Origin of the sequence: Lysinibacillus sp. NPDC093692, from assembly GCF_050280125.1 — a bacterium.
In the GTDB taxonomy this organism is placed as follows: domain Bacteria; phylum Bacillota; class Bacilli; order Bacillales_A; family Planococcaceae; genus Lysinibacillus.
Map to the genome: position 1 here is coordinate 36,246 of NZ_JBNNUW010000010.1, position 24,337 is coordinate 60,582.

Below are 24,337 nucleotides of genomic sequence, written 5' to 3' on the forward strand. Positions count from 1 at the left end.
TAAGAATTATTTTGTCATAGTTGACTGGCAAATTCCCAATCTGCTAGCAAGATTAAAAATTTGCGACAACTATTTTAAAGTTCATTATTAAGCAACGCTTAATAATGTTAAATTATTTTTTTTCTTTAGGGCGTTTTGTTCCGTATTTAGAACGTGATTGTAAACGACCGTTTACACCAGCTGTATCAAGAGCACCACGTACGATATGGTAACGAACACCCGCTAAGTCTTTTACGCGTCCGCCACGGATAAGAACAACACTGTGCTCTTGTAAGTTGTGGCCTTCACCTGGGATATAAGCAGTTACCTCGATTTGGTTAGTTAAACGTACACGAGCGTATTTACGTAACGCTGAGTTTGGTTTACGAGGTGTCATTGTACCTACACGAGTACAAACTCCGCGTTTTTGTGGAGATTTAACATCAGTTAAAGATTTTTTAAATGAGTTATATCCTTTGTTTAACGCTGGTGATTTTGATTTCGTGCTTTTAGATTGACGAGGCTTACGTACTAATTGGTTAATTGTAGGCATCGATTTTTCCTCCCTTCATTTATTCCTTGTTAATACCACACATCCAGGTGGTTCATTTTTTGGGTAAAAACAAAGTCTTTGTGTTTAATACACAAAAACTACTCTACAGTAATCGCAACTACTGCAGCTCCAACATGGATTCCACAGGCCTTGCCCAGTTTCTTTTTCGACTCAACAAGAGTAACTGGTATACCGATTTCTCTCGCGAAAGATATGGCCGAATCGGTTACCCAATTGTCTGCATCAAGTGCCACAAAAAGTTCTTTCACTGAACCGGCTCGCATTGCTTTTACTGTTTGCTTTGTACCTATGATTGTTTGACTATCCCTTACTCTATCATAAGACATTTTCATATCCTCCGAAGTACAGACAGTTAACTATCAACCTTCAATATATTATCATTACCAATTTCGACTGTCAACTCATATCTTTAAAAAGTCCGAAGAGATGATAAAAATACATCTCCTCGGCACTTATTTTAATGATTATTCAGCAGAAATTAGGTTTTCTGTCTCAAGCTCATCTTTTTCAATACGGATTTGACGGTAACGTTGCATACCAGTACCTGCAGGAACAAGTTTACCGATAATTACGTTTTCCTTCAGACCAAGAAGTTCATCACGTTTACCTTTAATAGCAGCATCCGTTAACACACGAGTTGTTTCTTGGAATGATGCAGCAGATAAGAATGATTCTGTTTCAAGAGACGCTTTTGTAATACCAAGGATCACAGGACGACAAGTTGCAGGGTTTTTGCCATTCATAACAGCATCTACGTTTGCCTCTGAGAATTGGTGAATATCTAGTAATGAACCTGGTAATAATTCTGTATCTCCAGCTTCAATTACACGTACTTTACGAAGCATTTGGCGAACCATTACCTCGATATGTTTATCACCGATTTCTACCCCTTGCATACGGTATACTTTTTGTACTTCTTTTAACAGGTATACTTGAACTGTTGAAACGTCTTTAACTTTTAACAATTGTTTTGGATCGATAGAACCTTCTGTTAATACTTGACCACGTTCTACAAAGTCGCCTTCTTGTACTTTCAGACGAGCATTGTAAGGTGCTGCGTATTTACGTGTTTCTACTTCACCTTCAATTGTAATCTCTTTTAGACCTTCACGAATTTCAGTGATGTCTGAAACAGTACCTGCGATATCAGAAATAACTGATTGACCTTTAGGATTACGTGCTTCGAAAATCTCTTGGATACGTGGAAGACCTTGTGTAATATCATCCCCGGCAACCCCACCTGTATGGAATGTACGCATTGTTAACTGTGTACCTGGTTCACCGATTGATTGAGCCGCAATAATACCAACTGCTTCTCCAACTTCAACCTCTTCACCTGTTGCTAAGTTCATGCCGTAACATTTTTTACATACGCCATGTTTTGTATTACATGTAAACGCAGAACGGATTGTAACTTCTTCGATACCTAGCTCTATAATGTTACGAGCGATATCTTGGTCGATTAAACCGTCTTTTTCTAAAATTACATCGCCCGTTTCTGGATGATGGATTGTTTTCTTCGTATGACGACCGATAATACGTTCATCTAACGCTTCAATTAGCTCTGTGCCTTCCATTAACGCACCGATTGTTAAACCACGGTCAGTTCCACAGTCATCCTCACGAACGATAACATCTTGTGCTACGTCAACAAGACGACGTGTTAAGTAACCTGAATCGGCAGTTTTTAGGGCTGTATCGGCAAGACCTTTACGAGCACCGTGAGTTGAGATGAAGTACTCTAATACCGTTAAACCTTCACGGAATGAAGATTTAATTGGAAGTTCGATGATACGACCAGCCGGGTTGGCCATCAGACCACGCATACCAGCTAACTGTGTAAAGTTAGATGCGTTACCACGGGCACCTGAGTCAGACATCATAAAGATTGGGTTTGTTTTCTCAAGCGACTTCATTAGCTTAGATTGAATTTCATCTTTCGCAGCACTCCAGCTTGAGATAACGCGATCATAACGCTCATCTTCCGTGATGAAACCACGACGGAATTGCGCTTGAACTTTATCTACTTTTTCTTGAGCTACCGCTAAAATTTCGCCTTTGTCTGGTAATACGACGATGTCAGATACACCTACTGTGATACCAGCGCGTGTTGAATATTTGAATCCTAGGTTCTTCATGCGGTCAAGCATTTTAGATGTTTCAGTAATGTGGAAACGTTTAAATACTTCAGCAATGATATTACCTAAGAATTTTTTACGGAATGGATTTACAACTGGTACTGATGCAAAGTGTTTGCGCAGTACAGCTGTGCGTTGTGCTTCTACTTTACCTTTTTCATCAAGTCCCTTATAAGCAGCATCTGCTTCAAGCTCTTTTAACGTTTCTTCATCAATTGTTAAGTTAACGAAGTAGTTGCTTGGTGTTTCTTGCTCTAAGTTGAAATCAGTTGGCTCATTAATGTATGGGAATGATTTAGGCAAGATTTCGTTAAAGATTACTTTACCAACAGTCGTTAATAAGAACATATTATTTTGTTCCTCAGTAAATGTTGGGTTATTTAACGAGCTTGCTTTAATCGCAATACGAGTATGCAAATGAACATGACCTGTATCATATGCAATTAATACTTCGTTTGGTCCATAGAAAATTGTTCCTTCGCCGCGAGCTGTTTCACGTTCAAGTGTTAAGTAGTAGTTTCCTAATACCATATCTTGAGATGGTGTTACAACTGGTTTACCGTCTTTCGGGTTCAGGATATTTTGTGCAGCAAGCATTAGAAGACGAGCCTCTGCTTGCGCTTCCGCTGATAATGGTACGTGAACCGCCATTTGGTCACCATCGAAGTCAGCGTTATAAGCTGTACATACTAATGGGTGAAGACGAATAGCACGACCTTCAACTAGTGTTGGTTCAAACGCTTGAATACCAAGACGGTGAAGCGTAGGTGCACGGTTTAGTAATACTGGATGCTCACGAATAACATCTTCTAAAACGTCCCATACATCGTTGTTTAAACGCTCTATTTTACGTTTAGCAGATTTAATATTATGAGCTAGGCCACGTTCTACTAACTCTTTCATTACGAAAGGCTTGAATAATTCAATTGCCATTTCTTTTGGTAGACCACATTGGTACATTTTTAAGTTTGGACCTACTACGATAACCGAACGACCAGAGTAGTCAACACGTTTACCAAGTAAGTTTTGACGGAAACGACCTTGTTTACCTTTCAGCATATGTGAAAGTGATTTTAATGGACGGTTACCAGGACCTGTTACAGGACGACCACGACGACCGTTATCAATTAATGCATCAACAGCTTCTTGTAACATACGTTTTTCGTTTTGTACGATGATACTTGGAGCACCAAGGTCTAGTAAACGTTTTAAACGGTTATTACGGTTGATTACACGACGATATAAATCGTTTAAGTCAGAAGTTGCGAAACGGCCACCATCTAATTGCACCATCGGACGAAGCTCTGGTGGAATAACCGGTAGTACATCTAAAATCATCCATTCAGGAGAGTTACCTGAGTTACGGAATGATTCAACAACTTCAAGACGTTTAATGGCACGCGTACGTCGTTGACCTTGTGCTGATTTTAACTCTTCTTTTAAAGAATGAGTTTCATCTTCAAGATCAATTTTGCCTAATAATCTTTTAATTGCTTCCGCACCCATAGATGCTTCGAATGTGTTGCCGAACTTTTCGCGATATGCACGGTACTCTTTTTCAGAAAGTAGTTGTTTACTTTCTAAGTTTGTAGCACCTGGCTCGATTACAACGTAAGAAGCAAAGTAAATTACTTCTTCTAGTGCACGTGGGGACATATCTAAAATAAGACCCATACGGCTAGGAATACCTTTGAAGTACCAGATATGTGAAACTGGTGCTGCTAATTCGATGTGGCCCATACGTTCACGACGAACTTTCGCGCGTGTTACTTCAACACCACAACGATCACAAACTACGCCTTTGTAGCGTACACGTTTGTATTTACCACAATGACACTCCCAGTCCTTAGTTGGACCGAAAATACGCTCACAGAATAAACCATCTTTTTCTGGTTTTAAAGTACGATAGTTAATTGTTTCAGGTTTTTTAACTTCACCGTATGACCAAGAACGGATCTTGTCAGGAGAAGCTAAACCAATTTTCATATATTCAAATTCATTAACGTCTATCAAGGAGCCTACCTCCCTCTAGTATAGGTCTTTATAAAGACTCTTTTACGCAGCTCGATAATCGTTTGCAAGAATCATTTCTCTTTAGCAAAAGATTAAAAATAGAATAATTTATTAAAAGAAGAAGCCGGACAGGGCGTTAAATCCTGCCCGACTAATTTGAAAAATAACTTTGACCGTGTTCACTAATAATGTGAATTAACGTTTTCCATTATTCAAAAGACTCTACTGGCTCTTCTTCTGTATCTTTCTGTGGTGCAATGTTAAGTGCATCAGCTGGTTGAAGATCTTCTTCTTCGTCTAAATCGCGAAGCTCTACCTCTTCATCATTGACTGTTAACATTTTCACATCCATACCAAGAGATTGAAGTTCTTTAATCAATACTTTGAATGATTCAGGAACGCCTGGCTCTGGTACACTTTCACCTTTAACGATTGCTTCGTATGTTTTCACACGACCAACAACGTCATCGGATTTAACTGTTAAGATTTCTTGAAGTGTATAAGCAGCACCGTATGCTTCAAGTGCCCATACCTCCATCTCACCAAAACGTTGTCCACCGAACTGTGCTTTACCACCAAGTGGCTGTTGTGTAACAAGTGAGTATGGACCAGTTGAACGCGCGTGAAGTTTATCATCAACCATGTGAGCAAGTTTGATCATGTACATGATCCCTACTGATACACGGTTATCAAATGGTTCACCTGAACGTCCATCATACAGGATTGTTTTACCATCACGGTTCATACCTGCTTCTTCCATCGTTTCCCAAACATCTTCCTCGTTGGCACCATCAAATACTGGAGTTGCCATATGAATGCCTAGGGAACGAGAAGCCATACCTAAGTGTAATTCTAAAACTTGTCCGATGTTCATACGAGAAGGTACACCAAGTGGGTTTAACATGATATCAACAGGAGTACCGTCTGGCATGAATGGCATATCCTCTTCCGGTAAGATACGAGAGATAACCCCTTTGTTACCATGACGTCCGGCCATTTTGTCCCCTACGCGGATTTTACGCTTTTGAACAATGTAAGCACGAACTAATTGGTTAACACCTGGTGGTAATTCATCGCCATCTTCACGGTTAAATACTTTTACGTCAAGAATAATACCGCCAGCACCATGTGGTACGCGTAATGAAGTATCACGTACTTCACGAGCTTTTTCACCGAAGATAGCATGTAATAAACGTTCTTCAGCTGTTAATTCTGTAACCCCTTTAGGCGTTACTTTACCTACAAGAATGTCACCGTCACGTACTTCCGCACCAACGCGAATGATACCACGTTCATCTAAATTACGAAGTGCATCTTCCCCGACGTTTGGAATATCACGAGTGATTTCTTCAGGTCCTAATTTTGTATCACGAGACTCTGATTCATATTCTTCAATATGAACAGATGTATAAACATCGTCTTTTACAAGGCGTTCGCTCATAATAACAGCATCCTCATAGTTAAAGCCGTTCCAAGTCATGAACGCAACAAGTACGTTACGACCAAGAGCAAGTTCACCATTTTCCATAGATGGACCATCTGCTAAAATGTCACGTGGTTTCACACGTTCGCCAACTTTTACAAGTGGACGTTGGTTGTATGAAGTACCTTGGTTAGAACGAATGAATTTTTGTAATTTATATTTTGTTAAATCGCCTTTAACCTCTTTACCGTCAACGACTTCAATACGGCGAACATGGATAGAGCGAGCTTCAACGTGCTCAACAATACCATCATATTTCGCTACTACAGCCGCACCTGAGTCACGCGCATCAACGTGTTCCATACCAGTACCAACAAATGGTGCTTCTGGGTTAAGAAGAGGAACTGCTTGACGTTGCATGTTGGCACCCATAAGTGCACGGTTCGAGTCATCGTTTTCTAAGAACGGGATACATGCAGTCGCAGCTGACACTACTTGTTTAGGTGATACGTCCATGTAGTCCATTTGCGATTTGTTAAATACTGTATTATCCCCACGGAAACGGCCTACTACTTCTTCTTTAGCAAATGTACCATCAGGATTTAATAGTGAGTTCGCTTGTGCTACATAGTAGTTATCTTCTTCATCAGCTGTTAAATAATCAATTTGATTCGTTACTGCACCTGTTTCGTGGTCAATACGACGATAAGGTGTTTCAATGAATCCGAATTTATTTACTTTGGCAAATGAAGATAATGAGTTAATTAAACCAATGTTTGGACCCTCTGGTGTCTCGATTGGACACATACGACCATAGTGAGAATAGTGAACGTCACGTACTTCGAAACCAGCACGTTCACGTGTTAAACCACCAGGTCCTAATGCAGATAGACGACGTTTATGCGTTAACTCTGCCAATGGATTTGTTTGGTCCATGAATTGTGATAACTGAGAGCTACCAAAGAACTCTTTGATTGACGCAATTACTGGACGAATATTAATTAATTGTTGTGGTACGATTGCTGCTGTATCGTTAATAGACATACGCTCACGTACTACACGTTCCATACGAGATAAACCGATACGGAATTGGTTTTGTAGAAGCTCACCAACAGAGCGTAGACGACGGTTACCTAAGTGGTCGATATCATCTGTTGCCCCTACTTGGTAAAGTAAGTTGAAGAAATAACTTACTGAAGATAAAACGTCAGCAGGCGTAATATTCTTCACTTCTTCATCGATGTACGCATTACTAATAATATTGATTTCTTTTTGCGCTTCATCTTTTGGTGCATAAATTTTAATAGACTGGATTGTTACATCATCCTCAAGCACTCCACCTACTTGCGATAAAGTGCGGAAACCGATTCCTTTAGATGAATCTTCTAAATACGGTAAGATTTTATCTAAAGTACGACGGTCAAGAACTGTACCTTTTTCTACTAAAATTTCGCCTGTTTCTGGATCTACAAGCGTTTCAGCAATCGTTTGGTTAAATAAACGATTTTTGATATGAAGCTTTTTATTCATTTTGTAGCGACCAACATTCGCTAAATCATAGCGTTTCGCATCAAAGAAACGAGAGTATAATAAACTCTTCGCACTTTCAACTGTTGGTGGCTCACCTGGGCGTAAACGTTCATAGATTTCTAAAAGTGCTTTTTCAGTACTTTCAGAGTTATCTTTTTCTAACGTATTACGTAAAAATTCATTGTCACCGATAATATCGATAATTTCTTGGTCTGAACCGAAACCTAATGCACGAAGTAACACTGTTACTGGTAGCTTACGAGTACGATCAATACGCACGTATACTACATCTTTCGCGTCAGTTTCATATTCCAACCATGCACCACGGTTTGGAATAACTGTTGCTCCGAAACCTTTCTTACCGTTTTTATCAGTTTTATCATGGAAATACACACTTGGTGAACGAACTAATTGTGAAACGATAACACGTTCAGCACCATTGATAATGAACGTACCTGTTTCTGTCATTAATGGGAAGTCACCCATAAAGACATCCTGTTCCTTCACTTCGTCTGTTTCTTTGTTGTAAAGACGTACTTTCACACGTAATGGAGCTGCGTAAGTAACATCTCGCTCTTTACACTCATCGACTTCATACTTAGGATCTCCTAATGAATAATCGATGAATTCTAATGAAAGATTACCTGTAAAGTCCTCGATCGGCGAAATGTCACGGAACATTTCACGTAGACCTTCTTCAAGGAACCACTCGTAAGACGCCGTTTGAATCTCAATCAGATTTGGAAGCTCAAGCACCTCGTTAATACGCGCAAAGCTTCTACGCTGGCGGTGTTGTCCATACTGAACTAGTTGACCTGTCAACTCATTCACCCCTCAATAAAGCGATATTAGGTCTTTGCAAAATCATACAAATAGTGTATGATTTCGAAAGACAAAAAGAAAACGAGTCTTCAAAAAGATCTCATTTTCGGTTAACTAAACTTATCTTGGCAAGTATACCCACATTATAACAATCATATACAAAAGGGCATACGACCTCAAAATAATATTTTTGCATTTTACCATGTTATCATAGCCGATTTGTCAAGTCAATAATTTATGCATATTTCATTTATTTTTTTGCACGTACTATCCAGTAGCCTTTTTTCTTCTCCACAACATCGACTTCAGAAAATTTTTCTTCTAAATAACTTACCGTTGATGGTGCACCTTGCTTCTTCTGTATTACTACCCACAACTCGCCAGATGACACTAACTTATCATAAGCTCCATCGTAAAAACGGAAAATTGTTTCCTTTCCTGCGCGAATTGGAGGATTGGTTAAAATAGCTGCGGCTTTTACATCGTTGTCAACCATCGATAGTCCGTCACTCACAAATATCCGTACATTTTGAACACCGTTTATTTGCGCATTTTTTTGTGAGAGTGCAACTGCACGTTCATTTATATCCATCATAAGAACGGCACGATCTGGGTTTGTTTTGGCAATCGATAATCCAATCGGTCCATACCCACACCCCACATCAAAAATTGCACCATCAATATCTGGCATTTGAAAAGCATCTATTAATACACGGGATCCAAAATCTACTTCGCTTTTACTAAATACCCCTGCATCCGTTTCGAAGGAAAACGTATGCCCTAACAATTTGAATGTCCAGTGACGAGGTTTACTCTCAGTTTGAGGCTTACTTGTATAATAGTGATCTGACATTTTCACGCCTCCTCAGAATGAAGAAAAAAAGCTCGCCGCAATGACGAGCTTTCCTTTTGTTTAAAAGTAATACGAGATTACTTAACTTCTACAGATGCGCCAACTTCTTCAAGTTTAGCTTTGATTTGTTCAGCTTCATCTTTAGAAACGCCTTCTTTAAGAGCTTTAGGAGCGTTATCTACTACTTCTTTAGCTTCTTTAAGACCTAAACCAGTGATTTCACGAACCGCTTTGATTACTTTGATTTTTTCGCCACCAGCAGATGCTAGTACTACGTCAAACTCAGTTTTTTCTTCAGCAGCGCCAGCAGCAGCACCACCTACTACTGCTACAGGAGCAGCAGCTGTTACACCGAATTCTTCTTCGATAGCTTTTACTAAATCGTTTAATTCAAGAACTGTCATAGCTTTGATAGCTTCTAAGATTTGCTCTTTATTCATTATAATTTCCTCCTAATTGGATAATGTTTTTTTGTTGCGGGTTAAGCCGCAGAAGTTATAGTGCGTATGGAATTACGCGCCTTGTTCTTCTTTTTGTTCTGCAACAGCTTTTGTTGCAAGTGCGAAGTTGCGCACTGGAGCTTGAAGTACAGATAAAAGCATAGAAAGAAGACCTTCGCGTGATGGAAGTTCTGCAAGTGCTTTAACATCTTCAACAGAAGAGATTGTACCTTCAATAATACCTGCTTTAATTTCTAAAGCTTCATTTTTCTTAGCGAACTCGTTGATGATTTTAGCAGGAGCTACAACATCTTCATTAGAGAACGCAATTGCGTTAGGACCAACTAATACGTCATTGATTCCTTCAAGGCCAACAGCTTCAGTCGCACGACGAGTTAAAGTGTTTTTGTAAACTTTGAACTCAACGCCAGCTTCACGAAGTTGTTTACGAAGCTCAGTCACTTGTGTAACGTTAAGACCACGGTAATCCACAACTACTACAGAAGCAGCGTTTTGGAATTTCTCAGTAATCTCTTGAACTTGTACTTGTTTGTTTTCGATTGCTTTGCTCATGATGACACCTCCTATTAGAATGGGTCATTTATACCGACAAAAGAAAAGCCTCTGGGTCAAATAGACACAGAGGCTGAAAGTCATCATCTTTAAAATAAGAATCCGAATTCCGATGTCCTCGGTAGGATCATTAAGTGACAAGTCACTCCTACTGTCTACGGTACAAATGGATGATTCACAACAGCATCCATCATATCACAGATAGACAGAGCCGTCAACAGATTTATATAAAAAAACTAATTATTTTACTGCTACGCTTGAAGCGTCAACTTTAATAGCTGGGCCCATTGTAGTTGTAACGTTTACAGATTTCATGTAAGTACCTTTAGCAGCAGCAGGTTTTGCTTTTTGTACTACATCAAATACAGTTAAGAAGTTTTCTACTAATTTTTCTGCAGAGAAAGAAACTTTACCGATAGGAGCGTGGATGATACCAGCTTTGTCAGCACGGTATTCTACTTTACCAGCTTTAATTTCTTCGATCGCTTTAGTTACATCGAAAGTAACTGTACCAGTTTTAGGGTTTGGCATTAAACCTTTAGGTCCTAATACACGACCAAGTTTACCAACTTCACCCATCATGTCAGGAGTTGCAACGATTACATCGAAATCGAACCAACCTTGTTGGATTTTTTGGATGTATTCTGCATCGCCTACATAGTCAGCACCAGCTGCTTCAGCTTCTTTAAGTTTTTCACCTTTAGCGAATACTAATACACGTTGAGTTTTACCAGTACCGTTTGGTAACACTACTGCACCACGGATTTGTTGGTCGTTTTTACGAGTATCGATTCCTAGACGGAAAGCAACTTCTACAGTAGCGTCGAAGTTCACTGAGCTAGTTTTTTGAGCAAGTTCGATTGCTTCTTGTGCACCGTATACTGCGTTACGGTCGATTAATTTTGCTGCATCTTGCAGTTTTTTACCTTTTTTAGCCATTATATAATTCCTCCTTGATTGTGGTTATAGCGGATTTTACCTCCCACGAATAAAGGTTGCGCGTTCACAAAGAAACTCCGCAACCTTCCAAAAAACAAATACATCATCAAGTAATGGGATTAGTCTTCAATAACAATACCCATGCTTCGTGCAGTACCTTCAACCATTAACATTGCAGCTTCAACTGAAGCAGCGTTAAGGTCTGGCATTTTAGTTTCAGCGATTTCGCGAACTTTATCACGTTTAACCGTTGCAACTTTTTTACGGTTTGGTTCACCTGATCCAGATTGGATACCAGCTGCTACTTTAAGTAGAACTGCTGCAGGTGGAGTTTTCGTAATGAAAGTAAATGAACGGTCCTCGAATACTGAAATTTCAACTGGAATAATAAGACCAGCTTGATCAGCAGTACGCGCGTTGAATTCTTTACAGAATCCCATGATGTTCACACCTGCTTGACCTAATGCAGGACCAACCGGTGGGGCTGGATTTGCTTTACCAGCAGGGATTTGAAGTTTAACAACTTTAATAACTTTTTTAGCCACGAGACACACCTCCTTAAGTCCGTGATGTGGTAATTGGGTTGCCCCTCCCACTCAATATCTGTCTGTCAGCTAAGTGCCGATAACATTAAAATTATCATTGCAGACGTCAAACCAAAGTATGACAGTCTGACCTTTGAAATGATACCACTTTTATTTTTTTTAAGCAAGTAGTAAATAACAAATTCTGTGACATACTCATCAGACATATGGCACTTTAGTTGCTAAAACTACATTTTTTGTATTTGCTCAAAATCAAGTTCCATAATTGTTTCGCGACCAAACATGTCTACAGAAACCTTCACTTTTCCTTTTTCAGTGTCAATTTCTTCAACACGTCCTTGGAAGTGTGCGAAAGGCCCTTCTAATACTTCTACCGCTTCTCCAACAGAAATATCAATCTCGACAACTTTGTCAGTCATGCCCATTTGTTGTAGTAGACGGTCCGCTTCTTCAGGTAATAATGGTGTTGGCTTCGCACCACCGCCAGATGAACCGATAAAGCCAGTTACGCCTGGCGTATTACGCACAACATACCAAGAATCATCTGTCATAATAAGTTCTACTAAAACATAACCAGGGAAAACTTTACGCATCATTGTACGCTTTTTCCCATCCTTTAATTCCGTTTCTTCGTGTTCAGGCACAATAACACGGAAAATCTTATCTTGCATACCCATCGTTTCTACACGTTTCTCTAGGTTTGCTTTTACACGGTTTTCATACCCTGAATACGTATGAACAACATACCAATTTTTCTCCATAACTACTAGGACTCCTCGTCCGTCCCTCCCTTACTAAATCAATTACGCCTTGGCGTAATTGTGTCTGGATTTTGTATTGTGCTTGCACAATTAGTTCCTTTCAAAATCCGTGACATCTGCCAGCGGCTTTATCTTCATTCAGTCGGTGTTTGGACACCTACCAAAGAGGAACTGCATTTGCATTCAACCTACCACTTTTAGAAGCAGGAATCTTCTACTGAATGATGATAAAAGTGAAAAGAATCGGATATGCTAAGTGCATTCTTTACTCTTTTCACAAACTGCTATTAGAAAAACATAGCTTTCGCTAATAGCTAGCGAAAGCCTGATGATATATACCAAATCTAGCATAGTCATCTATCGCTACCCCCATACTATCCCGAGTAGCGTACTTATCATATTAAGAATATTTTACTGCTGATTACTTCATACAACAAACGAAACAAACGAAAAAACCCGTTTATTGTAATGACGGGCTATTTCAGAAGTATTAACATGCTATTTACTAAATTATAACTCTAAGTACCAGCGGAATAATGATGAAATACCTAAGTCTACTAACACAAAAAATAAAGCCATAATTACAACAGTTGAAATTACAACGACTGTATATTTCGTCAGTTCTTTACTTTTTGGCCAGCTTGTTTTGCGCATTTCCGACATTACATTGCTGAAAAAGCCTTTAATCTTGCCCATTCTAGCCTAACCTCCGAATCAATCATATCTGTCTATTTACAAATTATTTATAGCGTTTGTTTATGCACTGTATGTTCATTGCAATGCGAGCAAAATTTCTTTAATTCGAGGCGTACAGTTGAATCTTCCTTAGCTGGAAACGTATAATTTCTCGATCCGCATTTTTCGCAATTTAGAACGACTTTTTTTGCCATATAATCACCTTTTCGGCACTTTGTCTTTTCAAGACTAACACCTATATTTGTCAATGTCAACAAAGGCATACAACTGCTAAGACATTTCTTCAAGAACTAAATGTCGCTCTAATTTACGCTTTACTCGTTGTAAAGCATTGTCAATAGACTTCACATGACGATTTAGTTTCGCAGAAATTTCATGATAAGACTGACCATCTAAGTAAAGAGCTAACACTTGTAGTTCTAGTTCACTTAAAATCTCACCCATCTTCTCTTCTAAGTAGCCAAACTCTTCTCTATGAATCATTAACTCTTCCGGATCATCCATAATAGCACCCGTTAATACATCCATTAAAGTACGATCTGACTCTTCGTCAAAAATAGGCTTGTCCAGAGAAACATATGAGTTTAGTGGAATATGCTTTTGTCTCGTAGCCGTTTTAATAGCCGTAATAATCTGCCTTGTAATACACAGCTCAGCAAAAGCTCGAAAAGAAGCAAGCTTATCTCCCTTAAAATCACGAATGGCTTTATATAAACCAATCATGCCCTCTTGCACAATGTCTTCCTTATCTGCACCAATTAAAAAATAAGATCTAGCCTTTGCTCTTACTAACAAACGGTATTTCGTAATTAAATAATCCAACGCATCTGTATTACCTTGATGCACCATTTCAATAAGTTCTTCATCATTGAATCGTTCAAAATCTTGTGTCACTTGTACAATACTATTTTTAAACATGGTATCACCTCAGCCACAACAGATAATTAGGAACAGTATAACGGAATTGGAAAATATGAGTCAATCAATCATTTCAAACCACGCCGCCATTTTTCAAAGGCCAAAGCAACATCCGGCTTAAGCTCCATGCGGGATGGCGGTCTGCTATCATGTTTTTGTTTCACCTCATGAGAAATTTTATGTTGGATAATACCCATATCAATTTCTAGCTCTCTTGCCGATTTTCGCAGAGCACCGTTACCAAAAATAACGTTTTGCTCTGCCATATCGGAAGTCGCTACGTGAATCTGTACATTTCTAGCCTTTAGTTCGTGAGTCATTTTTTCAATACGTTCATCTGCTGTTTCATTTTTCCGTGTATAAATGATTTCGACATCGTTTTCTAAATAAGTTTGCTCCACACCCGGTACAAGATGTGCGTCAAAAACTATAATTACGCGCCACCCCATAGCTGCCTTATACTCAGCCATAAGCTCAATCAATCTCTTACGGGCATCTTCAAAATTTGTATCACGTAATGGTCGTAGCTCTTTCCAAGCTCCTATCATATTATAGCCGTCAACAAGCAAAATAGTTTTCATTGTCAATCATTCGCTTCTTGACGTTTACGATACACTTCGTACATTAAAAGTGCAGCAGCTACCGATGCATTTAGTGATGTGACATGTCCAATCATCGGCAAATGATATAAAAAGTCACATTTCTCTTTTAATAAGCGGCCCATTCCTTTGCCTTCACTACCAATAATAATCGCAAGCGGCAATGTTGCATCCATTTTACGATAGTCTGCAGAACCCTTGGCATCTGTACCTGCAATCCATACCCCTCGTTCTTTTAGCTCATCCACCGTCTGCGCTAGATTGTTAACACGCACGACAGGTACATGCTCAATTGCCCCAGTTGATGCCTTTGCCACTACGGCTGTCAAACTCACAGAACGGCGTTTCGGAATAATAATACCATGCACACCTATCGCATCAGCAGTTCGCATAATAGAGCCTAAATTATGCGGATCCTCTAGCTCATCTAAAATTAAGAAAAATGGATCTTCTTGTTTTTTTGCCGCAGCCGCAAATAAATCCTCTAGCTCCGCATATTGATATGCCGCAACAGAGGCAACAATTCCTTGGTGATTGGCATCTGATAATTGATCAACCTTTTTCTTCGGGACAAATTGAACAATGACACCACGTTCACGTGCCAAATCTAGAAGTTCGTTAACCCCCGATTTTTTCACACCTTCTGCAATCCATACTTTATTCATATCGCGGCCTGAACGAAGTGCTTCTAACACTGGGTTTTTACCGGCAATCATTTCTCCATTTTGCTCTGCCATTAATTTGACACTCCTTTCGATTCCTCGATTATTTGAATAGCGTATGCAATGATTGCATAAACGCGTTCTAATTCATTTAATAAAAATAAACTACCAAGCACAGCCTCAAAGCCTGAGCTATTACGGTATGTTTGAACATCTGTATTTTTCGGCACAGAGCCGGATTTGGCATTGCGTCCACGACGGAACACAGCCAACTCCTCCTCTGTTAAAAAGCCTTCATCCATCATTCGATGTACAATCATAGATTGTGCTTTCGCTGATACGTAATGTGTCGCTTCCCTATGAAGTGTGTTAGGTTTGACGCGACCCGCACGTAGCAGATGCTCTCGTACCTTTTGTTCTAAAACTGCGTCCCCCATATAGGCTAACGCTAATGCATTCAATTGCTTAACATCTTCGTTGCGGAGTTTATCCAAATTACTTACCCTCGTTTCCATCTAGTTCCTTGTCGCGTATCTTCTAAAACGATACCTTGTGCTTGCAAATGGTCACGAATTTCATCTGAACGGGCAAAATCACGATTTTTACGAGCTTCTATACGCTCCTGTAAAAGCGCTTCAATTTCTTCGTCTAATAACTCTTCTTCTTTTGCAAATTCAATACCTAAGACGTCACCTAACACCTCAAAAGTTTCAGTAAAATGCAATAATACTTTTTCATCAGTATTCGTTTCATTTAAATAAATATTTGCGATTCGCGCTAATTCAAATAATACGGAAATAGCATTGGCTGTATTAAAATCATCATCCATCGCTTCTTCAAAATGCGCTTTTTGTTCAGCAATTTTTCCAAGCCATCCTTCTGAGCAATCACCTAAGCTTGCTGTTGCTGTTAAACGGTGTTTGACATTGTTGTAGGCAGTACGAATTCGTTCTAAACCATTTGCGGCTGCATCTACTAAATCCTTCGCAAAGTTAATCGGATGACGATAATGCACCGAAAGCATAAAGAATCGTAAAATTTGCGGGTCAATTTGTTTACGAATATCATTTACGAGTATAAAATTGCCAAGAGATTTGGACATTTTTTCATTATCAATATTAATATACCCATTGTGCATCCAATAACGCGCAAATGTCTTATCATTATGAGCTTCAGATTGTGCAATTTCATTTTCATGATGCGGGAATGTTAAATCTTGCCCACCAGCATGAATATCCATAGTATCTCCTAAATGCTCACGCGCCATTACTGAGCATTCAATATGCCAACCTGGACGTCCTTTGCCCCATGGACTTTCCCAGTAAATTTCGCCTGGCTTCGCAGCTTTCCATAGAGCGAAATCTAACGCATCATCTTTTTTCTCACCCGCTTCTATACGAGCACCGATTTTTAAATCATCCACCGCTTGGTGAGATAATTTACCGTAACCATTAAATTTACGAGTGCGGTAATAAACATCACCCGCTGACTCATAAGCATAGCCTTTATCGATTAAAACTTGAATGAATTGAATGATATCATCCATATGCTCTGTTACGCGTGGATGTACATCTGCTTTCTTGCAGCCTAACGCTGTAATATCTTCAAAGTATGCAGCAATAAAGCGTTCCGTTAATTCATGAACCTCTTCTCCAAGTTCATTTGCAGCCTTAATAATTTTGTCGTCCACATCTGTGAAATTTGAAACAAATTTCACATCGTAGCCTTTGTATTGGAAATAACGACGCACTGTATCGTAGACAATAACAGGTCGTGAATTCCCAATGTGAATGTAGTTATATACTGTCGGACCGCAAACGTACATTTTTACTTTGCCTTCCTCCAGCGGTACGAAAGTTTCCTTTTGTCGTGTTAATGAGTTGAAAATTTGAATACTCATTGTATTTCTCTCTCCTTTTGTAAGCGTTCGATTTCCTGATTCATTGCTGCAATCTGCTTCTCGAAAGCTTGACAACGTTCTTCTACAGGGTCAGGGATATTTTGATGGTCTAGTTTTTTCTCTAGACGGACTCCATCCTTAATCACTATTTTACCAGGAATACCGACAACCGTAGCATTTGGTGGCACTTCTTTTAAGACAACTGAGCCTGCACCAATTTTACTATTTTCACCAATTGTAATAGAACCTAACACTTTCGCACCTGTTGCAACTAGTACATTATCCTCTAATGTCGGATGGCGTTTCCCCTTTTCTTTTCCTGTACCACCTAAAGTTACACCTTGATACAACGTTACATTATCACCAATCTCACATGTTTCACCAATAACAACACCCATCCCATGGTCAATAAAGAAACGTCGACCGATTTTCGCTCCAGGGTGAATTTCAATTCCAGTAAAGAAGCGACTAATTTGTGAAATGGTACGGGCTATAAAATAAAAACGCTTTTTAAAGAACCAATGTGCAACTCGATGTGCCCAAGTAGCGTGCAAGCCCGAGTATGTTAATATCACTTCGAATACACTACGCGCAGCCGGGTCATTCTCAAAAATTGTTTCTACATCTTCCTTCATTCTTTTAAACACAAAAGCTCCCCCTTTTCATTTTGATCTACCTTGATCCTTCGAAATACTATAGCTGACGTTGATTTCACCCTAGAGTTACCGAGTGATTTTGGCGCATCCCCCACTTCAAGTCTATGTCTAGAAAATAAAAAAGCGCCCCTATCATCCCAAAAAAGGAATGACAGAGACGCTAAAATTTGCGCGGTTCCACTCTGATTGAAGGCGAATGCCTTCCACTCTGGACGTTCTATAACGGGAACGAATCGATAAAGCCTACTTTTTTTCAGCTTTATGCTCAAAGGTGCATTTCAGTTTTGCCTAGGCTCAGACCACTTTCAGCCGGTGATGGTCCTCTCTTTAGAGCATGCGCCACTTACTTCTCCTTATCAACGCTTTTTCAATGTAAATACATTTTACAACGAACTAATAAATTGTCAATCAATTTCTACTTATTGCGCAAATTTTTCTACACGGTCAATTATTTTCTGTTTGCCAATTAAGCAAATTGCGTTCGGAAGTTCTGGACCATGCGTTTCACCCGTCGTTACGACGCGAATTGGCATAAATAGATTTTTACCTTTGTGTCCAGTTTCTTTTTGAACAGCTTTAATAGCCGCTTTAATTGTATCAGGCGTAAATTCCTCTAAACTTTCAAGCTGCGCTTTAAATGCAGTCATTACCTCAGGTACCTGTTCACCTGCTAAAACTGCTTTTGCTTCTTCATCATATTCAATATGATCGTTAAAGAATAGGCGAGATAGTTCTACAATTTCAGCACCAAAGCTCATTTGATCATGATAAAGTGCGATTAAATCTGTAGCCCATGCACGTTCTTCTTCTGTTAATTCTTCTGGTAATAAACCAGCTTTTTGTAAGTGTGGTAAAGATAAAGCCACTACTTCTTCTAAAGATAATTTTTTAATGTATTGGTTATTCATCCAAGTAAGCTTTTGTTTATCGAACATAGACGGTGATTTTGAAAGACGTTTTTCATCAAAGATTTTAATAAATTCTTCTTTTGAGAAAATCTCTTCTTCCCCTTCAGGAGACCAGCCAAGTAATGCAAAGAAGTTAAACATTGCTTCAGGTAGGTAACCTAAATCTTTATATTGTGTTACGAATTGAATAATTGATTCATCACGTTTTGATAATTTTTTACGATTTTCATTAATGATTAATGTCATATGACCATAGCTTGGATATTCCCAGCCGAATGCATCAAAAATCATCATTTGTTTTGGTGTATTCGATAAATGCTCTTCACCACGGAATACATGTGAAATTTCCATAAAGTGATCATCTAGCACTACCGCATAGTTATACGTTGGGATACCGTTTGCTTTAACAAGTACCCAGTCACCAATATCTTTTGACTCAAATGATACTTGTCCACGTACTAAATCTTCAAATTCATATGTTACATTTTCAGGTACGCGCATACGAATTGTATATTGTTCACCAGCAGCTTCTTTAGCCGCAACTTCCTCTGCTGATAAATGACGGCAAGTACCATCATAAGTCGGAGCTGCTACACCTCGTGTTTTTTGTTCTTCACGAGACGCTTCTAATTTCTCTGAAGAACAGAAGCATTTGTAAGCTAAACCTTGCTCTAGTAGCTTTTCAGCGTGCTCTTTATAAATATCAAGACGCTCCATTTGACGATAAGGTGCATACGGTCCACCAATATCGATCGACTCATCATATTCAATACCTAACCATTTTAAGTTATCTAGCTGAGATGCTTCTCCGCCCTCTACATTTCGCTCAACATCTGTGTCCTCAATACGTACGATGAATTTACCGTTATGATGTTTTTTTGCATATAAATAGTTAAATAACGCTGTACGCGCTCCACCGATATGTAAGAAACCAGTAGGGGATGGCGCGTAACGAACACGAACTTCTTTCGCCATAATTAAAAGCCTCCTAAATTTTCGTTCAAAAAATTGACTTTGTTCATTTTACCACTCTGTTACAGGAAATAAAAGCACTGAGAGCTCGCTTTTATTTCTTCATCAATAGGATTGTCGCCATCGCTGCAATCCCTTCCTCGCGACCTGTAAAACCTAAACGCTCAGTTGTTGTTGCTTTAACATTCACTTGAGAAGGCTCTGCATGAAGCAATTCAGCAATACGATTTTGCATTTGTTCAATATACGGTGCCATTTTCGGACGCTGTGCCATTATCGTACAATCCACATTACCTAAAACATAGCCTTTATCCTCAACAATTTTCCAAATATGCTCTAATAATTTCGCTGAATCAGCATCTTTGAACGCAGGATCTGTGTCTGGGAAATGACGACCGATATCGCCCTCACCAATAGCCCCTAACGCTGCATCTGTTACAGTGTGTAATAAAACATCTGCATCCGAATGCCCTACCAACCCTTTTTCATGAGGAATTGTTATACCACCAATAATTAATGGACGCCCTTCTTCAAATGCATGCACGTCAAATCCTTGTCCCACTCGAAACATATGATTTTGAGAATGTCTAATAAGATAAATAAAAAATCCACCAACTGAAGCTCATTTACTTCAAGAAATATGCAGACTTAAATAGCTTCTATTCAGCTTATAAGACAGTCTCATTCACCTTCCTTCACTTTTATATTTACTCTATATTATACCCTCATATTTTAACATATTTCCTAGGAAATTGAGTTAACAGTAAACCTTACTCTAGACTAAAGTTCAATTAAAAAATAAAATCTCATCAGCATCTACTGCTAATGAGATTTTTGTATGCTATCATAATGTTTTCAAAGCACGTTTACGCAAGATCGCTTCACCAAATACTAAATCCTCTTGCGTTGTCATTTTTACATTTTCGTAGCTACTTTCTACAATATGCACCTCATGGCCAAGACGTTCAACAAGCATTGCTTCATCGGTACCAAGGAAGCCCACCTTCTCAGCGACATCCTCTGCCTCTACAATCAAATCAAATTGAAATGCTTGAGGCGTTTGAATCATCCATAAGCTTTCTCGATCAATCGTCTCCTCAATAACACCATCACGTACTTTTTTCATCGTATCCTTCGCACGAACACCCGCAATCGCAGCGCCAAAGTCATGCGCACTTCGCACAAGATTCGCTATAATGTCGTGCGTAATAAATGGACGCGCAGCATCGTGCACAAGCACAATATCAACCTGCTTCATTTCTTTCATGCAAGAATGGACGGAATGCTGTCGCTCTGCACCACCATCAGGTAAACCTTTAACTTTAGTAATTCCATACCTCTCTAGCATGTCCTGAATAAACACACGCTCTTCAGGCTTTACCGCAAGCCAAATACCTGTACACTGACTATCCTGTTCAAATACCTCCAGCGTGTGTACGAGGATCGGTTTTTCTAAAAGATTTAAAAATAACTTATTCTGCCCTGCGCCCATTCGCTTTCCGCTTCCCGCAGCAGGCAATACTACTTCATATTGCACATTTCCCACTTCCTAGTCATCCTTTGGTTTAGCAAAAATCATTCGACCAGCTGATGTTTGAAGAACACTTGTTACGGTTACTGTAATTGCCTGTCCTATATAGCTACGTCCACCTTCAACAACGATCATTGTGCCATCATCTAAATAAGCAACCCCTTGATTATGCTCTTTCCCATCTTTAATGACCATCACTTGCATATCCTCACCTGGAATTACGACAGGTTTGACTGCATTAGCTAAATCATTGATGTTCAGTACTTTAACGTGGTGTAGCTCGCAAACTTTGTTAAGGTTAAAGTCGTTCGTCACAATTTGTGTATCGTAGCCCCTTTTCTTTGCAAGGCGCACGAGCTTTAAGTCAACCTCTTGAACATCCTCAAAGTCCTCTTCAGTAATCTCAACATTCGTCATACGTTCATCTTGTAATTTTTTTAAAATATCTAAGCCGCGACGACCTCTTGTACGCTTTAACGTATCCGAAGAATCAGCAATATGCTGGAGCTCCGTAAGGACAAACTGTGGCACAACTAGTGTACCTTCTATAAAGCCTGTTTCTGAAATATCTGCAATACGACCATCAATAATAACACTAGTATCTAACAGTTTATAGCTCCCTCGTACTTCTTGAGGCTCTACACCTTCCGCTAGTTTTTTCTTTGTAGTGTTACCACGCAAAGTAAATAGCTGGATTAATTCATCTCGCTTTTTAAAGCCTACACGGAACCCTAAATATCCAAGCATAAATGACAGTATAATTGGTAAAACCTTTGTAATAATCGGTAAATCAATACTATCGATTGCGAAACCTAAGAAATAAGCAACGATTAGTCCGATAATAAGTCCAAGTGTACCAAAGAATAAGTCACCAACCGGTACTTTAAATAGCACCTCTTCCATCCAACTAATAAGCCGTACAAAATAATCCGAAAAGGCAAATGATAATGTAAATAGTAAGAGCGCTCCTAAAGCTACTGATACGTAAGGGTTATCAAGCCAAGGATTAGATGATAAATGAAGCAATTCGTATAATGGCGGTAAGAAAACAAGGCCTAATGCTCCTCCAATCAGTAAAAAAGCAATTTGAACAAATTTTTTCATAAACTGTCACCCCCCATTCTTAATATATAATTATACATAGTTTACTGCAGAAAATCTTTTATGACCCCATCAAAGCATCGGTAATTTCATCCATTTCCAGATCATCCCGAGTATACTGAAAATCAATGACTAAAAATTTTTCACACTAAAATCAGAAATGCTCTTTGACATTTGCTCTGCATTAAACAAACATTTTCACAGACATTATCATAGACGCCAATTCTCCTCTTTGAGTTTCCTATCTTCTATCTATAAAATTTAAAAGACCAACGCCCTGGTGTTTAATTGCTGAAAGATGTTAAAAGTGCATGTCAGAACGTTGTCCAACATGCACAAACTACTTTATAGCTCTCTAAAGCAAGCATTCAATGCGTCCTTTATCGTTTCTACACCGACTATCTCAATACCTTGAGGAAAATCCCAACCACCGATATTTGAAGCTGGTATGATGGCGCGTTTAAATCCGAGCTTTGCTGCCTCCATCACACGTTGTTCAATACGAGATACACGACGCACCTCGCCAGTCAAACCTACTTCTCCAATAAAGCAATCCGTTGCCCTAACAGCTTGATCCTTAAAACTCGAAACAATACTTGTCAACACAGCCAAATCAATAGCCGGCTCATCAAGCTTCACGCCGCCAGCAACTTTAATATATGCATCCTGTGCCTGCAGCATGAGGCCCATTCTCTTTTCAAGGACGGCCATAAGTAGTTGCACACGATTTTGATCGACACCTGTTGCCATTCGTTTCGGATAATTAAAGCTTGTTGGTGTTACGAGCGACTGAATTTCAACTAGAATTGGCCGTGTACCTTCCATTGAGGCTACGATTGTTGACCCAGCCGCTCCCTGCGAACGCTCCTGTAAGAACAACTCAGACGGGTTTAACACTTCCTTTAAGCCCCCCTGAAGCATTTCAAAGATAGCAATTTCATTCGTAGAACCAAAGCGGTTTTTTTGGCTGCGTAAAATACGGTGGTTATGATGTCGCTCTCCTTCAAAATACAATACCGTATCAACCATATGCTCCAAAATACGTGGTCCTGCAATTTGCCCCTCTTTTGTTACATGCCCGACTAAAAATATGGCAATTCCTTTTGTTTTTGCTATTCGCATAAGTTCTGCTGTACATTCACGCACTTGTGATACACTACCAGGTGCACTCGTTACCTCTGGATGAAAAACAGTTTGAATAGAATCGACAATAACAAACTTTGGCTTCACATCATCAATGGTCTGATTTAAAAGCTCTAAATTTGTTTCAGAATATATATAAAGCTCCTGTGAGATTACCCCTAAACGTTCTGCACGCAGCTTTGTTTGACGGATGGATTCCTCACCAGAAATATAGAGCACACGATGTCCCTTATTTGAAAGCAACGCAGATACTTGTAATAATAATGTCGACTTCCCAATCCCAGGATCTCCCCCAATCAACACAAGAGAACCTGGTACGATGCCTCCACCTAATACTCGGTTAAGCTCACCCATTTCTGTTGCAACGCGTGATTCCTCAGCAGCTTCAATTTGCATAATAGGGAGAGCCTTTTGGGTAACCGTAGCAGAGTGTTGGAATGCACCTCGTGGCCCTTTTGCAACGACCTCCACCTCTTCAACCATCTTATTCCATTCCCCACAACCTGGACATCTTCCCATCCATTTTGCAGATTCATAACCACAGCCTGAGCATACAAATTTTGTTTTTTTCTTTGCCAAATTGCATCCACCTCGAATATTTGTTCTTATATTTATTATTGTACATAAAAAAAGACAGCTTGGCACTTAAAGCCTCGCTGTC

Annotated in this window: 23 protein-coding genes and 2 other annotated features; all 23 genes read right to left on the reverse strand. The window is 39.4% G+C overall.

All coding sequences use genetic code 11. From position 1 onward, the window contains the following. Positions 1 to 112 precede the first annotated feature (112 nt). Positions 113 to 532, reverse strand: a complete 420-nt coding sequence (gene rpsL / locus ACQKN4_RS12615) for a 30S ribosomal protein S12 (protein WP_008181595.1) — start codon at positions 530 to 532, stop codon at positions 113 to 115. Between the two features lie 98 nt (positions 533 to 630). Beyond that, the gene (locus ACQKN4_RS12620) at positions 631 to 879 is read right to left on the reverse strand and encodes a ribosomal L7Ae/L30e/S12e/Gadd45 family protein (RefSeq protein WP_079562375.1); all 249 of its coding nucleotides are present in this window, start codon (positions 877 to 879) and stop codon (positions 631 to 633) included. Between the two features lie 138 nt (positions 880 to 1,017). Then, on the reverse strand, positions 1,018 to 4,704 hold the full coding sequence (gene rpoC, locus ACQKN4_RS12625; RefSeq protein ID WP_079562376.1) for a DNA-directed RNA polymerase subunit beta': 3,687 nt from the start codon (positions 4,702 to 4,704) through the stop codon (positions 1,018 to 1,020). A gap of 208 nt (positions 4,705 to 4,912) precedes the next feature. Then, positions 4,913 to 8,488 carry a DNA-directed RNA polymerase subunit beta gene (gene rpoB / locus ACQKN4_RS12630; RefSeq protein WP_170938996.1) on the reverse strand — a complete coding sequence of 1,192 codons (3,576 nt, stop codon included), beginning with the start codon at positions 8,486 to 8,488 and terminating at the stop codon, positions 4,913 to 4,915. A 241-nt stretch (positions 8,489 to 8,729) separates the two neighbouring features. Further along, a complete protein-coding gene (locus ACQKN4_RS12635) occupies positions 8,730 to 9,332 on the reverse strand; it encodes a class I SAM-dependent methyltransferase (RefSeq protein WP_079562378.1) in 603 nt (200 codons plus the stop codon). A 77-nt stretch (positions 9,333 to 9,409) separates the two neighbouring features. After that, positions 9,410 to 9,772 carry a 50S ribosomal protein L7/L12 gene (rplL, locus tag ACQKN4_RS12640; RefSeq protein ID WP_079562379.1) on the reverse strand — a complete coding sequence of 121 codons (363 nt, stop codon included), beginning with the start codon at positions 9,770 to 9,772 and terminating at the stop codon, positions 9,410 to 9,412. 72 nt (positions 9,773 to 9,844) lie between these two features. After that, positions 9,845 to 10,345: a 50S ribosomal protein L10 gene (gene rplJ / locus ACQKN4_RS12645; protein ID WP_079562380.1), complete on the reverse strand. Its 501-nt coding sequence runs from the start codon at positions 10,343 to 10,345 to the stop codon at positions 9,845 to 9,847. A gap of 32 nt (positions 10,346 to 10,377) precedes the next feature. Further along, positions 10,378 to 10,524 (reverse strand) — a sequence feature (ribosomal protein L10 leader region). A gap of 61 nt (positions 10,525 to 10,585) precedes the next feature. Continuing rightward, on the reverse strand, positions 10,586 to 11,284 hold the full coding sequence (rplA, locus tag ACQKN4_RS12650; RefSeq protein WP_079562381.1) for a 50S ribosomal protein L1: 699 nt from the start codon (positions 11,282 to 11,284) through the stop codon (positions 10,586 to 10,588). A gap of 119 nt (positions 11,285 to 11,403) precedes the next feature. Further along, positions 11,404 to 11,829, reverse strand: a complete 426-nt coding sequence (gene rplK / locus ACQKN4_RS12655; protein ID WP_004233593.1) for a 50S ribosomal protein L11 — start codon at positions 11,827 to 11,829, stop codon at positions 11,404 to 11,406. Between the two features lie 227 nt (positions 11,830 to 12,056). Next, positions 12,057 to 12,590 carry a transcription termination/antitermination protein NusG gene (nusG, locus tag ACQKN4_RS12660; protein WP_079562382.1) on the reverse strand — a complete coding sequence of 178 codons (534 nt, stop codon included), beginning with the start codon at positions 12,588 to 12,590 and terminating at the stop codon, positions 12,057 to 12,059. 510 nt (positions 12,591 to 13,100) lie between these two features. Beyond that, positions 13,101 to 13,286 carry a preprotein translocase subunit SecE gene (gene secE / locus ACQKN4_RS12665; RefSeq protein WP_053596042.1) on the reverse strand — a complete coding sequence of 62 codons (186 nt, stop codon included), beginning with the start codon at positions 13,284 to 13,286 and terminating at the stop codon, positions 13,101 to 13,103. Between the two features lie 47 nt (positions 13,287 to 13,333). Further along, positions 13,334 to 13,549, reverse strand: a complete 216-nt coding sequence (gene rpmG, locus ACQKN4_RS12670; protein ID WP_370044011.1) for a 50S ribosomal protein L33 — start codon at positions 13,547 to 13,549, stop codon at positions 13,334 to 13,336. Between the two features lie 7 nt (positions 13,550 to 13,556). After that, positions 13,557 to 14,204 carry an RNA polymerase sporulation sigma factor SigH gene (gene sigH, locus ACQKN4_RS12675; RefSeq protein ID WP_079562384.1) on the reverse strand — a complete coding sequence of 216 codons (648 nt, stop codon included), beginning with the start codon at positions 14,202 to 14,204 and terminating at the stop codon, positions 13,557 to 13,559. Between the two features lie 68 nt (positions 14,205 to 14,272). Next, entirely contained in the window at positions 14,273 to 14,785 is a 513-nt protein-coding gene (locus ACQKN4_RS12680) for an NYN domain-containing protein (protein ID WP_079562452.1), read from the reverse strand. Positions 14,786 to 14,787: 2 nt separating this feature from the next. Beyond that, a complete protein-coding gene (gene rlmB, locus ACQKN4_RS12685; protein WP_427483841.1) occupies positions 14,788 to 15,540 on the reverse strand; it encodes a 23S rRNA (guanosine(2251)-2'-O)-methyltransferase RlmB in 753 nt (250 codons plus the stop codon). Then, positions 15,540 to 15,980, reverse strand: coding sequence for a Mini-ribonuclease 3 (locus tag ACQKN4_RS12690; RefSeq protein ID WP_079562386.1), 441 nt, complete (start codon positions 15,978 to 15,980; stop codon positions 15,540 to 15,542). The genes rlmB and ACQKN4_RS12690 overlap by 1 nt, the downstream gene beginning before the upstream one ends. Beyond that, a complete protein-coding gene (gene cysS / locus ACQKN4_RS12695; protein WP_079562387.1) occupies positions 15,965 to 17,365 on the reverse strand; it encodes a cysteine--tRNA ligase in 1,401 nt (466 codons plus the stop codon). The genes ACQKN4_RS12690 and cysS overlap by 16 nt, the downstream gene beginning before the upstream one ends. Beyond that, positions 17,362 to 18,012, reverse strand: coding sequence for a serine O-acetyltransferase EpsC (epsC, locus tag ACQKN4_RS12700; RefSeq protein ID WP_079562388.1), 651 nt, complete (start codon positions 18,010 to 18,012; stop codon positions 17,362 to 17,364). The genes cysS and epsC overlap by 4 nt, the downstream gene beginning before the upstream one ends. Before the next feature lie 159 nt (positions 18,013 to 18,171). Continuing rightward, positions 18,172 to 18,390, reverse strand: a binding site (T-box leader). A 50-nt stretch (positions 18,391 to 18,440) separates the two neighbouring features. Further along, positions 18,441 to 19,904 (reverse strand): glutamate--tRNA ligase, encoded by a 1,464-nt coding sequence (gltX, locus tag ACQKN4_RS12705; protein WP_427483842.1) that lies wholly within the window; start codon positions 19,902 to 19,904, stop codon positions 18,441 to 18,443. Positions 19,905 to 19,995: 91 nt separating this feature from the next. Continuing rightward, complete coding sequence (gene ispF / locus ACQKN4_RS12710) at positions 19,996 to 20,472, reverse strand: 2-C-methyl-D-erythritol 2,4-cyclodiphosphate synthase (protein ID WP_053482833.1); 477 nt, start codon at positions 20,470 to 20,472, stop codon at positions 19,996 to 19,998. Between the two features lie 273 nt (positions 20,473 to 20,745). Beyond that, positions 20,746 to 21,438: a 2-C-methyl-D-erythritol 4-phosphate cytidylyltransferase gene (gene ispD, locus ACQKN4_RS12715; RefSeq protein WP_079562453.1), complete on the reverse strand. Its 693-nt coding sequence runs from the start codon at positions 21,436 to 21,438 to the stop codon at positions 20,746 to 20,748. A 12-nt stretch (positions 21,439 to 21,450) separates the two neighbouring features. Then, complete coding sequence (locus tag ACQKN4_RS12720; protein WP_079562391.1) at positions 21,451 to 22,536, reverse strand: PIN/TRAM domain-containing protein; 1,086 nt, start codon at positions 22,534 to 22,536, stop codon at positions 21,451 to 21,453. 342 nt (positions 22,537 to 22,878) lie between these two features. After that, positions 22,879 to 24,255, reverse strand: a complete 1,377-nt coding sequence (gene radA / locus ACQKN4_RS12725; RefSeq protein ID WP_427483843.1) for a DNA repair protein RadA — start codon at positions 24,253 to 24,255, stop codon at positions 22,879 to 22,881. Between the last annotated feature and the right edge of the window lie 82 nt (positions 24,256 to 24,337).

Coding starts and splice junctions, on each gene's coding strand:
- rpsL (WP_008181595.1), bottom strand. CDS start 532: ATGCCTACAATTAACCAATTAGTACGTAAGCCTCGTCAATCTAAAAGC.
- ACQKN4_RS12620 (WP_079562375.1), bottom strand. CDS start 879: ATGTCTTATGATAGAGTAAGGGATAGTCAAACAATCATAGGTACAAAG.
- ACQKN4_RS12635 (WP_079562378.1), bottom strand. CDS start 9,332: ATGTCAGATCACTATTATACAAGTAAGCCTCAAACTGAGAGTAAACCT.
- rplL (WP_079562379.1), bottom strand. CDS start 9,772: ATGAATAAAGAGCAAATCTTAGAAGCTATCAAAGCTATGACAGTTCTT.
- rplJ (WP_079562380.1), bottom strand. CDS start 10,345: ATGAGCAAAGCAATCGAAAACAAACAAGTACAAGTTCAAGAGATTACT.
- rplA (WP_079562381.1), bottom strand. CDS start 11,284: ATGGCTAAAAAAGGTAAAAAACTGCAAGATGCAGCAAAATTAATCGAC.
- nusG (WP_079562382.1), bottom strand. CDS start 12,590: ATGGAGAAAAATTGGTATGTTGTTCATACGTATTCAGGGTATGAAAAC.
- secE (WP_053596042.1), bottom strand. CDS start 13,286: ATGGGCAAGATTAAAGGCTTTTTCAGCAATGTAATGTCGGAAATGCGC.
- rpmG (WP_370044011.1), bottom strand. CDS start 13,549: ATGCCTTTGTTGACATTGACAAATATAGGTGTTAGTCTTGAAAAGACA.
- sigH (WP_079562384.1), bottom strand. CDS start 14,204: ATGTTTAAAAATAGTATTGTACAAGTGACACAAGATTTTGAACGATTC.
- ACQKN4_RS12680 (WP_079562452.1), bottom strand. CDS start 14,785: ATGAAAACTATTTTGCTTGTTGACGGCTATAATATGATAGGAGCTTGG.
- rlmB (WP_427483841.1), bottom strand. CDS start 15,540: ATGGCAGAGCAAAATGGAGAAATGATTGCCGGTAAAAACCCAGTGTTA.
- ACQKN4_RS12690 (WP_079562386.1), bottom strand. CDS start 15,980: ATGGAAACGAGGGTAAGTAATTTGGATAAACTCCGCAACGAAGATGTT.
- cysS (WP_079562387.1), bottom strand. CDS start 17,365: ATGAGTATTCAAATTTTCAACTCATTAACACGACAAAAGGAAACTTTC.
- gltX (WP_427483842.1), bottom strand. CDS start 19,904: ATGGCGAAAGAAGTTCGTGTTCGTTACGCGCCATCCCCTACTGGTTTC.
- ispF (WP_053482833.1), bottom strand. CDS start 20,472: ATGTTTCGAGTGGGACAAGGATTTGACGTGCATGCATTTGAAGAAGGG.
- ACQKN4_RS12720 (WP_079562391.1), bottom strand. CDS start 22,536: ATGAAAAAATTTGTTCAAATTGCTTTTTTACTGATTGGAGGAGCATTA.